Origin of the sequence: Aminobacter ciceronei (assembly GCF_014138625.1) — a bacterium.
Classification (GTDB): Bacteria; Pseudomonadota; Alphaproteobacteria; order Rhizobiales; family Rhizobiaceae; genus Aminobacter; species Aminobacter ciceronei.
In genome coordinates, this window is the sequence record NZ_JACJHY010000031.1 from 1 (window position 1) to 12634 (window position 12634).

Below are 12634 nucleotides of genomic sequence, written 5' to 3' on the forward strand. Positions count from 1 at the left end.
AAGTGCGGTTTGTTCAGGGCCGGCTCGCTTCAACATCACCCACTGAATCACAAACCCCCAACTCTCGCCAGGGGTTTGTCAGCAGTCTGAGGCCGCCTTCGGGCGGCCTTTTTCTTTTCCGCATGCTGTTCCGGCCGGCCTGGCTTATGCTTGGAAGCGCAACTTCAAGCCGCCCGGTGGAAATCACCATGGTCCGCATGCTCGCACTGGCAGTCGCCATAGTCTTTGCCGCTGGCCCAGCAGAGGCCGCGTCGAACAAGTTTCTCAAGCGGGCAACCTCGTTCGACAGTTGCTGGATGCGCGCCTATGACAAGGCGATCGAAAAGGGTGCCGACGCGCGAAAGGCCGCCGGCAAAGCCGACAGCCACTGCAAGAAAAAGGGCAAGAGACTTCTCAAGGAGGGCGGCTCGAAATATTCGCTCAAGGACCGGCGCAAGGCGCTTCGGGGCTCGAGAGCGTATTAGCCCCTTCCCGCGGCATCAGTTGGTCGGCGGCTGGGACGCGCCCGCCTGGCCTGCGACAGAGGCCACGGGTTTCTCGACCTCGGCGTAAGGCACACGATAGCCGTTGGCGGCCAGCCAGTTGATGGCTGCACGCGGCTCGTCGGTCTGGATCATCGTCGCGCCGCGTTCGGCCCAGAAGCCGAACACTTCGTTGGGAAACCCGGCGGCCACCGCCAGTTCGTCGCCGCGGCCGCCGGCGAGATAGCCACCCGGCTTGTTGACGATGGCATGAGTGTCAACCCAGATGTGCCAGTTGCCGCGAATGGCCGCTGCCTTGACCCTGGCCGAAAACAACGGCCCGCCAGATACGGTCATTGTTTCGGTGTCGCCGCGCCAGGCAATCATCTCCACGGCATTTGCGGCGAAAGCCTTGCCCGATGCCTCGACGAAAGCGGGGTCGCGCACGGCGTCGTCAGCCATGATCGGCATGAACTGGAAGCCTTGCCCCACCCGCGCCATCACCGCCTTCACGGTGGCGACACGCTCGGCATTCCACAGGTTCGCCTTGACCACCACCTGCTCTTCCATCTCCATGGCGCGCGCCAGCGCAACCATGTCGATGAGGTCGGCGGTGTCGAGCTTGTTGTCGAGATTGACCAGGATCCTGCCCTTGGCGACCGACAGATATTCCCGCAGCGTCGGCACTGTTTCGGCGGTGACAGTGCCGGTGCCCTCGACGACGAGTCGGCATGTCCTGAGCTCGTCCATGGCGCGGGTTACGACCTCGCCCGTGCAGTCGGTGGTGCGGTCGAGCCAGCTGTCATGCATGACGATCAGTTCGCCGTCGGCGGAGCGGCGGATGTCGATCTCGACCATTTCGGCGCCGAGAGAGATCGCATCGCGCAGGGCGGCGATGGAGTTTTCGGCAAAGCGCCGCTTGCCGTCCTGCAGGCCGCCTGCCCTGTGCGCCACGACCATCACATGGTCACGCCACTGATTGGCATTTTCGAAGCGCGCGAGGATATCTTCGGAACGAGAACCGGCATGGCCAGACGTCGCCAGAGCGAGGGTCAGCAAGACCGAGACTGCGCCTGCCAGAACTGTCCGCATGGGAATCGCTCCATGGCTTGATATGCCTGGAGCGACCTAAAAGGCGGCGATGACATGGGCGTGAAAGACAGATGACAGGGCGATGAATGCAGCTGTCACACGCAATTCGCCATGGGGCTGGCATGTTGGTTCAGGCTTCTGTAGTTCTTGCGCCTCGCAATTCTGAACGACCGAATTCCGAAAGACCGAATAAGGAAACTGCCCATGCCCTCTTCGTCGATCGATCACGCCTTTACCGCACGCGGCCCCAAGGGTCGCTCGGGTGATCCGACCTATGCAGGGGCATTGTCCTTCATGCGCCGCAAGTATTCGAAGAATGTCGCCGGGGCCGAGGCGGTGGTCTGGGGCATCCCCTTCGACGCCGCCGTCACCAACCGGCCGGGCGCACGCTTCGGCCCGCAGGCCATCCGTCGCGCCTCGGCGATCTTCGATTGCGACCCGCAATACCCGTTCAACCGCGACCTGTTCGACGACCTCGCCGTCATCGACTATGGCGACTGCCTGCTCGACAGCGGCAACCACCAGAAGACCCCTGTTGCAATCGAGCGCGAAGCAGCCAAGATCCTGAAATCGGGCGCCTTCCTTTTGACGCTCGGCGGCGACCATTTCGTCACCTGGCCCGTGCTGAAGGCGCATGCGGCGATCCACGGCCCGATGGCGCTGGTGCAGTTCGATGCCCACCAGGACACCTGGCCTGACGACGGCAAGCGCATCGATCACGGATCGTTCGTGGCGCGCGCCGTCAAGGACGGCATCATCGACCCCGATCGCTCGATACAGATCGGCATCCGTACGCACGCGCCCGACGATTGCGGCATCAAGATCCTCTACGGCCACGAGGTCGAGGAGATGCGCGCTGCCGACATCGCCTATGCGATCGCCGAACGCACCGGCGGCAAGAAGACCTATGTCACCTTCGACATCGACTGCCTCGACCCGGCCTTTGCGCCCGGAACCGGCACGCCGGTGGCCGGCGGCCCGTCCTCGGCCAAGATCCTGTCGGTGCTGCGCCAGATGACCCAGATCGACATCGTCGGCGCCGACATCGTCGAGGTTGCACCGGCCTATGACCATGCCGATATTACGGCTATCGCCGGCTCGACGGTCGCCATGCATTATCTCGGCCTGTTGGCCGAGAAGAAGGCGCGCGACAAGGCCTGAGGCATTGAATCAACGGCTTGCGGACGAGAGTCCGAATTTGGCCATAACCACCTGAAATAACGAATTTTTCGACGGACGGCAGACAATGAAACCGAAAATCTTCATCGACGGCGAACACGGTACCACGGGCCTCCAGATCCGCACGCGCCTCGCCGCCCGCGACGACCTCGCCGTGCTGTCGATCCCGGAAGCCGAACGCCGCAACGTCGACCTCAGGGCCGAGCGCCTGCACGAGGCGGATGTCGCCATCCTGTGCCTGCCCGACGATGCCTCGAAGGAAGCCGTCCGCATTCTCGAAGGCAACAACTCGACCCGCATCATCGATACGTCGACGGCGCATCGCGTCCACCCCGACTGGGCCTATGGCTTTGCCGAGATGGACGCTGCCCAGCGCAAGCGCATCGCCGATGCACGGCTCGTCGCCAACCCGGGCTGCTATCCGACCGGCGCGATCTCGCTGATCCGTCCGCTGGTCGCGGCCGGCACCTTGCCGGCCGACTACCCAGTCAGCGTCAACGCCGTTTCCGGCTACACCGGCGGCGGCAAGCAGATGATCGGCCAGATGGAGGACGCCTCGCGCCCCGACCACATAGCTGCGCCGCACTTCCTCTACGGCCTGCCGCTGATGCACAAACACGTTGCCGAGATGAAGCAGCATGGCCTGCTCGAGCGCCGCCCGATCTTTGCGCCCTCGGTCGGCCGCTTTGCCCAGGGCATGATCGTCCAGGTGCCGCTGCATCTCGCCGACCTCAATGGCTCGGCCTCGATCGCCGACATCCACGCAACGCTTGCCGCGCACTATGCCGGACAGGAAATCGTCGAGGTCGTGCCGCTTGAGGTCAGCGCCAAGCTCGACCGGCTTGACCCGACCGAGCTTGCCGACACCGACCGCATGAAGCTCTATGTCTTCGGCACCGAAGGCCAGGGCCAGGTCAACCTCGTGGCGCTGCTCGACAATCTCGGCAAGGGTGCCTCGGGTGCCGCTGTCCAGAACATGGACCTGATGCTCGGGCTCAAGCACTAGGAATGGATCAGGCTGGCATTTCCGATCGCGGGCCGGAACGGTGGCCAAAGAACTGGAATGTCAGCGATCCCCAGCTGATTGCCGAGACGTTTTCCAGCCGCATCTGGAAGGTGCGGCTGGCCGACGGCAAACCGGCCGTGGTCAAGGCGCTCAAGCCGTTCGACGATGTCGCCGACGAATTGCGCGGCGCACATTATCTCAGCTGGCGCGACGGCGTCGGCGCCGTGCGCCTGCTCGGCTTCGAGGGGCACGACATGCTGCTCGAATATGCCGGCGAGCGACTGCTCGTCGATGAACTGAACGAACACGGCGACCGCCACGCCACCGACATCGCCAACGAGGTGATGGCGCAGCTGTTTTCGCCATCCGACGTCCCGCCTCCTGCCGATCTGCAGCCGCTGCGGCAGCGCTTCGACAGCCTGTTCAAGAAGGCCGAACTCGATCGCGACGCCGGGCTTGCAAGCCCCTACCAGGACGCATCAGTCATTGCCGAGCGGCTGCTGTCCGATCCGCACGAGCTGCGCGTGCTGCATGGCGATCTGCATCACGACAACATCCTTTTCGGCGAGCGCGGCTGGCTGGTCATCGACCCCAAGGGCATCCTTGGCGATCCCGGTTTCGACGCGGCGAACTTCTTCTACAACCCGCTTGACCGGCACGACGACCTCTGCGTCGATCCTCAGCGCATCGCCTACATGGCCGAGGTCTTCGCCAGGACGCTGGGGCAGCGCCCTGACACGATCCTGGATCACGCCATCGCCTGGGGCTGCCTGTCGTCGTCCTGGCACGCCGAGGACAAGAACGACGAGGACGAGGCGAGCGAACTCGCCGTCGTCGCAGCCGTCAGAGCTGTTCGCGCTAGCTTCTGACCGCGACGTCGTTTTCAAGGGGATATGCCCCCTTGGTCGCGCGCCAATGCGCCGTGGCAAAGATCAGCACGATCAGCGCAAAACCCTGATGCAGCAGCGCCCAGTGCATATGCGCCTGCATCAGCAAGGTGCCGACGCCGATTGCCGCCTGCGCAACGATCAGCAAAGCCAGCACCCAGGCCCGGCGGGAATGGGTCGTGCGCGACGCCTGCGTCATTGTCGTGAACGCATGCCAGAACGCCACGACCAGCACCGTATAGGCGAACATGCGGTGGACGAACTGCACGGTCTTCGGGCTTTCGAAGAAGTTGCGCCAGACGGGCTCGATGACCAAAAGGTCGCCGGGGATGATGGCGCCGTCCATCAGCGGCCAGGTGTTGTAGGAAAGGCCGGCATGCAGGCCGGCAACCAGGGCGCCGAGATAGATCTGCAACATCACCAGCAGCACCATGATGCCCGCGAAGCGCTGAATGCGCCGGTCCGCCGGCGCCTCCGAATAGGTCGCAAGGCCCCGCGCGATGTAGGCGACAGCGGTAACGATGATGCAGGCGAAGGTGAGATGGATCGCCAGCCGGTACTGGCTGACCGAGACACGCTCCGACAACCCCGAGGCGACCATCCACCAGCCGATGAACCCCTGGAACCCGCCGAGCGCCAGCAGGCCGACGAGGCGCGGTTTCAGCCGCCGCTCGAGGCGGCCCGAGATCCAGAAGAAGGCGAGCGGAATGGCAACGAGGAAGCCGACGCCGCGGGCGAGCAGGCGATGAGCCCATTCCCACCAGAAAATGCCCTTGAACTCGTCAACGGTCATGCCCTTGTTGATCTGCTCATATTGCGGGATCTGCTGATACTTCTCGAACTCCTCCTGCCATTCGGCCTGGTTGAGCGGCGGAATGACGCCGTGGATCGGCTTCCATTCGGTGATGGAGAGACCGGAGCCGGTCATGCGGGTGGCGCCGCCGACCATGACAAGCGCAAACAGCACCAGCAGCACGAGATAAAGCCAGCCGCGAACCAGCGTGCGGTTGCGCAGCTCCCTGTTGCGCTCGGCAAGCGGTGCGGCAGTGTTGGTCATGGCTGACATTACAATCTTTCCCGGCAATCGTTCCCGGCTCATCGAAACCGCGGGACTGGTGGACCATGATGGCCCCGCTGGCAAGTTCGGCCCACGCGACACGCAGTCGCGCCGGCCACCCTACCCGGTTGCACCGGCTGGCCAGAGCGACTATGCGAAGCCTGGACAAAGGATGAAGAAATGCCCGTGCGCGTCAAGAAGCTGATCGGAACCGTGCTGCTGGTGCTGCTGGTCGTCGTCTACGCGCTGATCGCGACCATGGTGGCTGTTGCCCAGCTGTCGCAATCAGGCCCTGTCACCCACCTGCTGTTCTTCTTCCTCAGCGGCCTGCTCTGGATCCTGCCTGCGATGCTGATCATCAAATGGATGGTCAAGCCATCCAAGACCGCCGGTCACTGAACCTACACAGTCACGAGCTTGCGACCGCCATTGGTGATCAATGTCGTCGCGCCCGACAGCATGGCGCGCATCGATGCGAGATCCTGGTAGCGGCCGTTGACCGAAATCCGCGGCAAAGCATGCATATGCGCGGCATGGCCGGGCACAAGAACGCCGTGCCGGGTCGTGACCGCCGACACGAAGCCGGCCTGGCGCGCCAGATGGGTCTCGCGCATGCCAGCCGCCGCCGCATAGCCGTAAGGATAGGCGAAATGCTGCGGTGCCTCGCCCAATTCGGCCTCGATCAGACTGCGCGAGCGGTGCATCTCGCGCAGCGCCTTGCCGGCTTCGAGGCGCTTGAGATTGCAGTGATGGACCGTGTGGGCCCCGATCGTGACCAGCTTGTGGCTGGCGGCTCGCCTGATCTCGGTCCAATCCATCAACAGGTCGCGGTTCGGCGCCGAGGCGTCGACGCCAACCTGCTCGGCCAGGCCGCGCAGCACCTGCCGCTGATCTTCTTCCGACACTTCCGACGTCAGCCAGTCGGACAGTTCAAGGAAAGCGCCTTTGCGGTCACGCGGCGTGGTGCATTCGAATGTGCGTTGTTCGCCCATGACCGTGGCCGTCACCGGCTTGCCGGCTTCGACGATGTCGTCGAGAACCTCCCACCACAGGTCGGCAGCACCCGAGGTGAGCCCCGGCGCGACATAGATGGTGATGGGCGCGCCATGGCTCTCGAGAACCGGCAAGGCCTCGATGAGATTGTCGCGATAGGCGTCGTCGGCAGTGAGCGCTGCGAAGGGCCCCGTCGTGCGGCCGGAGCTCAGGCGGCCGACAACCTCATCCATGGAGACGAAGGCATAACCGAGCCGCTTCATCTCGCCGATGAGCACGTCGAGAAAGCCGGGCGTTATGGTCAGATGACGATTGGGGCCGTCGGGCCGGTCGAGCAGCGCACTGACCCGGTGCAGCATGAGGATAACGCCGACGCCGCCCACCAGCGGCTTGGCCAGAGCGCCAAGCCCACCATATCCGATCAGCAGGAAAGCCAGCTTTCTGGCTATGTCGATCATTCCTTCACCTTTGGCGCCTAGGCTCGGTGGCGTCGAGCATACCGAGGAATGCTCCATATATGCCGACCAATAGCCGGCAAGGATTGAAGTATGGTTGACGCTACTGCCCCCAGCGAAAACAATGCCTTGCTCCGTCATGCTGCCGCCACCGGCAACGCGACGACGGCAGTTGTGCTGGCGGCTTCGTGCGATGCGTTGAGCGCCTACGGCAAGTTCACCACCATCCATGCGCCGGCCCAGAGCCCGGAATGGGTTGCCGCCTGGATCGAGACCAGCAAACCCGACGCCATCCTGGCCACTTTGAGCGCCAATGGCCGGCCGGTCATGTCGCTTGCCCTTGAAGTCGTCCGCGAAGGGCCGTTTCGCATTGCCAGGTTCCTGGGCGGCAAACATGCCAACGGCAACTTTCCGGCTGCCGACAGGAACTGGCTTGCGGCGGCCAGTGCCGATGACATCAGCCTCCTCGTCCGCGCAATCGGCACGGCCCGGCCGGATATCGACCTCGTTGCCTTCGACCGCCTGTTCAGCGACCTCGATGGCCTGCCCAATCCATTGCTGAGGCTGCCGTCGGCGCCGAGCCCGAATCTCGCACTTGCCGTCGATCTCGACGGCGGCTTCGAGCGCGTGCTGACGCGAACCAGCGGCAAGAAGAAGCGCAAGCGGCATCGCAGCCAGGAGCGAAAATACGAAGCTCTCGGCGGCGCACGGCGCACAATGGCAACGACGACCGTCGAGGCCAATGCCATGCTCGACGCGTTCTTCGCCATGAAAGAGCAGCGCTTTGGCGCGATGGGCATCACCGACGTGTTTGCCGAGACCAACGTACGCACATTCTTCCGCAAGCTGTTCGTCGACGCGCTGGCAAGCGAACATCCATCCTTCGTCCTGCACGGGCTCGAGGTCGGCGGCAAGTATCGCGCGGTGACCGGCTCGAGCCGTGCCGGAAATCGACTGATCTGCGAGTTCGGCGCCATATCAGACGACGAACTGGCCCATGCCAGCCCAGGCGAATACCTGTTCTTCGACAACATATCAGAAGCCTGCGGCCAGGGCTTCGGTGTCTACGATTTCAGCGTCGGCGACGAGCCTTACAAGCGGCAGTGGTGCGACCTCGAGATCCAGCATGCCGATGTGCTGGCGCCGCTGACGGCCAAGGGCCGCGTCTATGCCCTTGGCCTGAGGTCGCTGTCGCGCGCCAAAAGCGTCGTCAAGAACAACGACAGGATGTGGGCGCTGATCAAACGCTTGCGTTCAGGCGTGCGCGGCAAGCCGGCCGCGGCGGCGCCCCCCGAAGAAGATTAGCTCAGGCAGCCGTCCGCGTCGGCTGCGGCGTCGTCGGCAAGTGATGGCCGACCGGGGTCACCAGGATGACGTCCTCGTAGCCGCCGGCGCGCAGGCCGTCGGCGACATAGGCAATCTCATCGTCATGGCGGAGGAAGCTGACCAGCACCTCGGTGCCGTCGCCGACCAGCCGCGTGATTTCGCCGGCGTCGGCCGGGCCGCATTCGACGACGACGAGGTCATAGGCGGTCGTCAGCGAGTCCATGATGATCGGCAGACGGTCGGCGGCACGCATGGCGCGCGCCGGATCGGCTGTGCCGACCGGCATGACATCGCAATCGGAATAATGGTCGGCGCGGATGACATCGGTGAACTGGGCTTCGGAGGCGAGCAGGTTGGTGATACCGGGATAACGGCCACCATCGAGCATCGGCCCTGCCGCGGCACCCGAAGCGGTCAAATCGAGCAGCAGCACGCGCAGGCCGGAATCTGCCACTTCGCGGGCAACCAGTACCGCCGTTGCTGCCGCATCGTCGCCCTCGGGTGAAACGAAGATGGCACGCGCGGCACCCCCGGCAATCAGCCTTTCCGCCGCCATCTCGATGCTGATGCCGCCATGGGTCGGCGCTTGCATGGGTTCTGCAGCAGGCTCATCGGCGACGGCAAGATCGTCCTGCGTATCGACCATCTCCTGCGGCTCGCCGTCGACGTCGGCAAGCGGAGCTGCAACCGCCGGCTCTTCTGCTTCAACCCAGGCCCTGGGCGCGTCATCTTCCGGCAGCTCGGCGGCGTGGCGCGCCGGCATCGCCACCGTCACAGGTGTAACGCGGGCGCCGGCGGCGGGGCGCATGGCGCGACCGGAGAACAACTCCTGCAGCAGGGTGAAGATCGCCATCAGCAGCAGCGAACCGACGAAGGCGGCGCCGACGATCGGGACGACCTTGGGAAAGTAGGATTCGGACGGAACGATCGCTGTTGAAAACACGCGCGCGTCGACCGGCAGATAGTTGCGGTCCTGACGCGATGCGGCCTCGCGATAGCGGGTGAGATAGGATTCGAGCAGCGCGCGCTGGGCCGCGGCCTCGCGCTCCAAGGCGCGCAGTTCGACCTCCTCCTCGGAGACGCGGGCCGACTCGACCTTCAGCCGGTTGAGGTCGGCGACAAGCTGCTTTTCGCGCAGGTCGGCGCTGCTGGCCTCGTTGACCAGTCCGACAAGCACCTTTTCAGCCTGCGAGCGGATCTGCGCGTCGAGGTCCGAAAGCTGGGAATTCAGCGCCCGGATGCGCGGATGATTGGGCAAAAGCGATGTCGAAAGATCGGCGATATCGGCGCGCAGCTGAATCTGGCGCTCGCGCAGGCGCTGGATCAGGCCAGATGACAGCACCTCCGGGATGGCGTCGATCGACCCGCCGCCCTTCAAGGCCTGGCGCACGCTCTGCGCCGTGGCCTCGGCGGCCGAACGGCCGGCACGGACACGCGACAGTTCGCTCGAAAGTTCGGACAGCTGCTGGGTGGCAAGTGCGGAATTGTTCTGCCCGACGAGCAGGTCGGATTGCGAGCGGAAGCTGGCGACCTTGGCCTCGGCATCCTTGACGCGCTTGTTGAGGTCGGCGATCTCCGGCTTCAGCCAATCGGTCGCCTCGGTGCTCGACTCGAGCTTCGAGCCGCGCTGGAATTCGAGATAGGCCTCTGCGATCGCATTGGGCACCGCTGCCGCAAGCTTGGGATCGGCCGAAGAGAACTGGATGACGATGACGCGCGATTTTTCGACGCGATAGACGGTCAGCTGTTCGCGGAATGCCTTGAGCACGCGCTCTTCGGGCGGCAGCTCGCTGGGATCGCTCTTCAGCCCGGCAATCACCAGCAGGCGCGATATCGTCGACATCTCCGAAGCGGCGTCGAACTCCGGCAGGCTGGCGAGGTCGAGCTTCCTGGCAACCTGCTTGAGGATGTCGGTCGAACCGATGACCTCGACCTGGCTCGTCACCCCCTCCTCGTCGAGGATCGGACGTTCGTTGTCGCCGCTGCCGTCGGGCCGGGTGAAGACGGACTCGCGCGTTTCGATCAGAAGTCGGGTCTCGGCGCGGTATTTCGGCGTCGCCAGCGAAGTCAGCACGAAGGCAAGAGCAGTGACGGCAACCGAAAACAGCAGCAGGCGCAGCCAGTTCCTCGCAAGACTGGCGAAGAGCTGACGCAGATCGACATCGACATCACCGGCAGTGGATTGGACGCCAGACATGCAGTTCCTACTCCGAGGCTGAGCAGACTGCACGGTAAACAAACATGGTAACCCATGCGTTAACGGCGCAACCTCGTATACAACCCAGGCCATGCAAGATGGGCCACGTCCTTTACCGGGCATTAACCCTAACAAGTCGATAACTGGCGCGAACCAATACTCCGCTGCACGGCGGCAAGCCGTCGAAGGTGTGTCTGCAGAAATGAAAAGCTCCCTTCCCATTTGCCATGCGCTTCTCGCAGCCATGCTGGTCGTCAGCGGCTGCTCGAGCTACCGCCCCGCGCCTGCTGCCTTTCATGAAGTGCTCGACCAGCCTTACCGTCTCGGCGCCGGCGACCGCATCCGCGTCACCGTCTTCGAGCAGGAAAGCCTGACCAACACCTACAGCGTCGACCAGTCGGGCTACATCTCCTTCCCGCTCGTCGGCGGCGTCCCGGCGCGCGGCTATACTGCGCAGGAGGTCGAAAAGGCGCTGGCCGCCAAGCTGCGCCAGGGCTATCTGCGCGATCCCGACGTTTCCGTCGAGGTCGATCGCTACCGGCCGATCTTCGTCATGGGCGAAGTGGGTGCGGCCGGCCAGTACTCCTATGTTCCCGGCCTGACCGTCCAGAAGGCCGTGGCCATGGCCGGCGGCTACAGCGCCCGCGCCAACCAGGGCAATGTCGACATCACCCGCGACATCAACGGCAAGGTGATGACCGGCCGCGTGCTGACCACGGACCCGCTTCTGCCCGGCGACACGATCTACGTGCGCGAGCGGCTGTTCTAAGCCGCCGTGCAGCAGACCCCGCCCCGCCAGCTCAGGATCGTCCATTGCTTCAGGTCGCCGGTCGGCGGCATCTTCAGGCATGTGCGTGATCTGACCGAAGCGCAGGTGGCCGCCGGCCATCAGGTCGGCATCATCTGCGACTCGACCACCGGCGGCGAGCATGAGGAGCGCCTGTTCGAGGCGATCCGGCCGATGCTGGCGCTCGGCATCAGGCGCACGTCGATGCAGCGTCATATCGGGCCAGGCGACATCGCGGCGGGCTGGCGCACCTACAAGATCATCAAGGAATTGCGGCCGGACGTGCTGCACGGGCATGGCGCCAAAGGTGGTGCCTATGCGCGTGCGTTCGGCTCACTGTTGCGGGTTTCAAGGTATTGCGTGGCCCGCCTCTATTCGCCGCATGGCGGCACTCTGCACTATGACGAAAGGACGATGACCGGAAAGCTGTTCTTCGGGCTCGAACGCCTGATGGAGCGTTTCACCGATCATCTGCTGTTCGTCTCCGACTACGAACGCCGCACCTTCATCCGCAAGGTCGGTGAGCCGCGCGTGCCCAACAGCCTGGTCTATAACGGCCTGCGCGACGCGGAATTCGAACCGGTAGCGGCTCAGCCCGATGCCGCCGACTTTCTCTACATCGGCATGATGCGCGACCTGAAGGGTCCCGACATGTTCATCGACGCGGTGAAGGCGGCAAGGCAGGAACTCGACAAGGACGTCACCGCTGTCATGGTCGGCGACGGCGAGGATCTGCCGCGCTACCACGCGCAGGTCGAAAGCCTCGAGCTCGACGGCAAGATCCGATTCCTTGCGCCGATGCCGGCGCGCCAGGCATTTGCGCTTGCCCGCTTCGTCGTCGTGCCGTCGCGCGCCGAGGCGATGCCTTACATCGTGCTCGAGACACTTGCCGCCGCAAAGCCGATCGTGGCGACCGCCGTGGGCGGCATTCCGGAGATTCTCGGAGCCCGGTCGCCGGCGCTGGTCAATCCGGACGCTGGCGAAATCAGCCTGAAGATGATCGAGGCCTTCCGGTCGCCTGCTGCCTATGCCGCCGCGATGCCCGACACCGCCGAGCTCAAGGCCCGTTTCGGCGTCGACGTGATGGCCCGCGAAGTCGAGAAAGCCTACTTCTCCGCGCTGCCGAAAAAACGCGCCTGAAATACGCTACAAGACAATTTTGTTGCTCAAGGGTTTCTTAGCTCATCTTTGATA

12 protein-coding genes are annotated in these 12634 nt (G+C 64.1%); 8 read left to right on the forward strand and 4 right to left on the reverse strand.

What is annotated here, in order from left to right; all coding sequences use genetic code 11:
* The coding region (locus tag HNQ95_RS33460) for a hypothetical protein (RefSeq protein ID WP_210289171.1) at positions 1-464 on the forward strand (464 nt) is incomplete at its 5' end.
* A 15-nt stretch (positions 465-479) separates the two neighbouring features.
* Here HNQ95_RS33460 and HNQ95_RS25765 read toward each other — a convergent pair.
* Complete coding sequence (locus tag HNQ95_RS25765) at positions 480-1553, reverse strand: glycerophosphodiester phosphodiesterase family protein (protein WP_182575619.1); 1074 nt, start codon at positions 1551-1553, stop codon at positions 480-482.
* A gap of 204 nt (positions 1554-1757) precedes the next feature.
* Between HNQ95_RS25765 and speB the strand changes: the two genes are divergently transcribed.
* The 3 genes from speB to HNQ95_RS25780 all read left to right on the forward strand — a co-directional run bounded on the left by speB (position 1758) and on the right by HNQ95_RS25780 (position 4607).
* Entirely contained in the window at positions 1758-2714 is a 957-nt protein-coding gene (speB, locus tag HNQ95_RS25770; protein ID WP_182575618.1) for an agmatinase, read from the forward strand.
* 85 nt (positions 2715-2799) lie between these two features.
* Positions 2800-3738, forward strand: coding sequence for an N-acetyl-gamma-glutamyl-phosphate reductase (gene argC, locus HNQ95_RS25775; protein ID WP_182575617.1), 939 nt, complete (start codon positions 2800-2802; stop codon positions 3736-3738).
* A 2-nt stretch (positions 3739-3740) separates the two neighbouring features.
* Positions 3741-4607: an aminoglycoside phosphotransferase family protein gene (locus HNQ95_RS25780; protein ID WP_182575616.1), complete on the forward strand. Its 867-nt coding sequence runs from the start codon at positions 3741-3743 to the stop codon at positions 4605-4607.
* On the opposite strand, the gene HNQ95_RS25785 is transcribed toward HNQ95_RS25780, so the two are convergent.
* Complete coding sequence (locus HNQ95_RS25785; protein WP_182575615.1) at positions 4597-5691, reverse strand: COX15/CtaA family protein; 1095 nt, start codon at positions 5689-5691, stop codon at positions 4597-4599. The genes HNQ95_RS25780 and HNQ95_RS25785 overlap by 11 nt on opposite strands.
* A gap of 171 nt (positions 5692-5862) precedes the next feature.
* Between HNQ95_RS25785 and HNQ95_RS25790 the strand changes: the two genes are divergently transcribed.
* On the forward strand, positions 5863-6081 hold the full coding sequence (locus HNQ95_RS25790; protein WP_067962901.1) for a DUF2842 domain-containing protein: 219 nt from the start codon (positions 5863-5865) through the stop codon (positions 6079-6081).
* Between the two features lie 2 nt (positions 6082-6083).
* On the opposite strand, the gene HNQ95_RS25795 is transcribed toward HNQ95_RS25790, so the two are convergent.
* Positions 6084-7133: a polysaccharide deacetylase family protein gene (locus HNQ95_RS25795; protein WP_067962904.1), complete on the reverse strand. Its 1050-nt coding sequence runs from the start codon at positions 7131-7133 to the stop codon at positions 6084-6086.
* Positions 7134-7223: 90 nt separating this feature from the next.
* Between HNQ95_RS25795 and HNQ95_RS25800 the strand changes: the two genes are divergently transcribed.
* Positions 7224-8435 (forward strand): GNAT family N-acetyltransferase, encoded by a 1212-nt coding sequence (locus HNQ95_RS25800; RefSeq protein ID WP_182575614.1) that lies wholly within the window; start codon positions 7224-7226, stop codon positions 8433-8435.
* A 1-nt stretch (position 8436) separates the two neighbouring features.
* Here the strand turns inward: HNQ95_RS25800 and HNQ95_RS25805 are convergent, their stop codons facing one another.
* On the reverse strand, positions 8437-10653 hold the full coding sequence (locus HNQ95_RS25805) for a GumC family protein (RefSeq protein ID WP_182575613.1): 2217 nt from the start codon (positions 10651-10653) through the stop codon (positions 8437-8439).
* 202 nt (positions 10654-10855) lie between these two features.
* Between HNQ95_RS25805 and HNQ95_RS25810 the strand changes: the two genes are divergently transcribed.
* Both HNQ95_RS25810 and HNQ95_RS25815 read left to right on the forward strand, forming a co-directional pair.
* Positions 10856-11422, forward strand: coding sequence for a polysaccharide biosynthesis/export family protein (locus tag HNQ95_RS25810; protein WP_067962914.1), 567 nt, complete (start codon positions 10856-10858; stop codon positions 11420-11422).
* Positions 11423-11428: 6 nt separating this feature from the next.
* Positions 11429-12580: a glycosyltransferase family 4 protein gene (locus HNQ95_RS25815; protein ID WP_182575612.1), complete on the forward strand. Its 1152-nt coding sequence runs from the start codon at positions 11429-11431 to the stop codon at positions 12578-12580.
* The last annotated feature ends 54 nt before the right edge of the window (positions 12581-12634 follow it).

What these genes read in the sequence shown, in the direction of transcription:
- HNQ95_RS25765 (WP_182575619.1), bottom strand. Translation starts at nt 1,553, where the DNA reads ATGCGGACAGTTCTGGCAGGCGCAGTCTCGGTCTTGCTGACCCTCGCT.
- speB (WP_182575618.1), top strand. Translation starts at nt 1,758, where the DNA reads ATGCCCTCTTCGTCGATCGATCACGCCTTTACCGCACGCGGCCCCAAG.
- argC (WP_182575617.1), top strand. Translation starts at nt 2,800, where the DNA reads ATGAAACCGAAAATCTTCATCGACGGCGAACACGGTACCACGGGCCTC.
- HNQ95_RS25780 (WP_182575616.1), top strand. Translation starts at nt 3,741, where the DNA reads ATGGATCAGGCTGGCATTTCCGATCGCGGGCCGGAACGGTGGCCAAAG.
- HNQ95_RS25785 (WP_182575615.1), bottom strand. Translation starts at nt 5,691, where the DNA reads ATGTCAGCCATGACCAACACTGCCGCACCGCTTGCCGAGCGCAACAGG.
- HNQ95_RS25790 (WP_067962901.1), top strand. Translation starts at nt 5,863, where the DNA reads ATGCCCGTGCGCGTCAAGAAGCTGATCGGAACCGTGCTGCTGGTGCTG.
- HNQ95_RS25795 (WP_067962904.1), bottom strand. Translation starts at nt 7,133, where the DNA reads ATGATCGACATAGCCAGAAAGCTGGCTTTCCTGCTGATCGGATATGGT.
- HNQ95_RS25800 (WP_182575614.1), top strand. Translation starts at nt 7,224, where the DNA reads ATGGTTGACGCTACTGCCCCCAGCGAAAACAATGCCTTGCTCCGTCAT.
- HNQ95_RS25805 (WP_182575613.1), bottom strand. Translation starts at nt 10,653, where the DNA reads ATGTCTGGCGTCCAATCCACTGCCGGTGATGTCGATGTCGATCTGCGT.
- HNQ95_RS25810 (WP_067962914.1), top strand. Translation starts at nt 10,856, where the DNA reads ATGAAAAGCTCCCTTCCCATTTGCCATGCGCTTCTCGCAGCCATGCTG.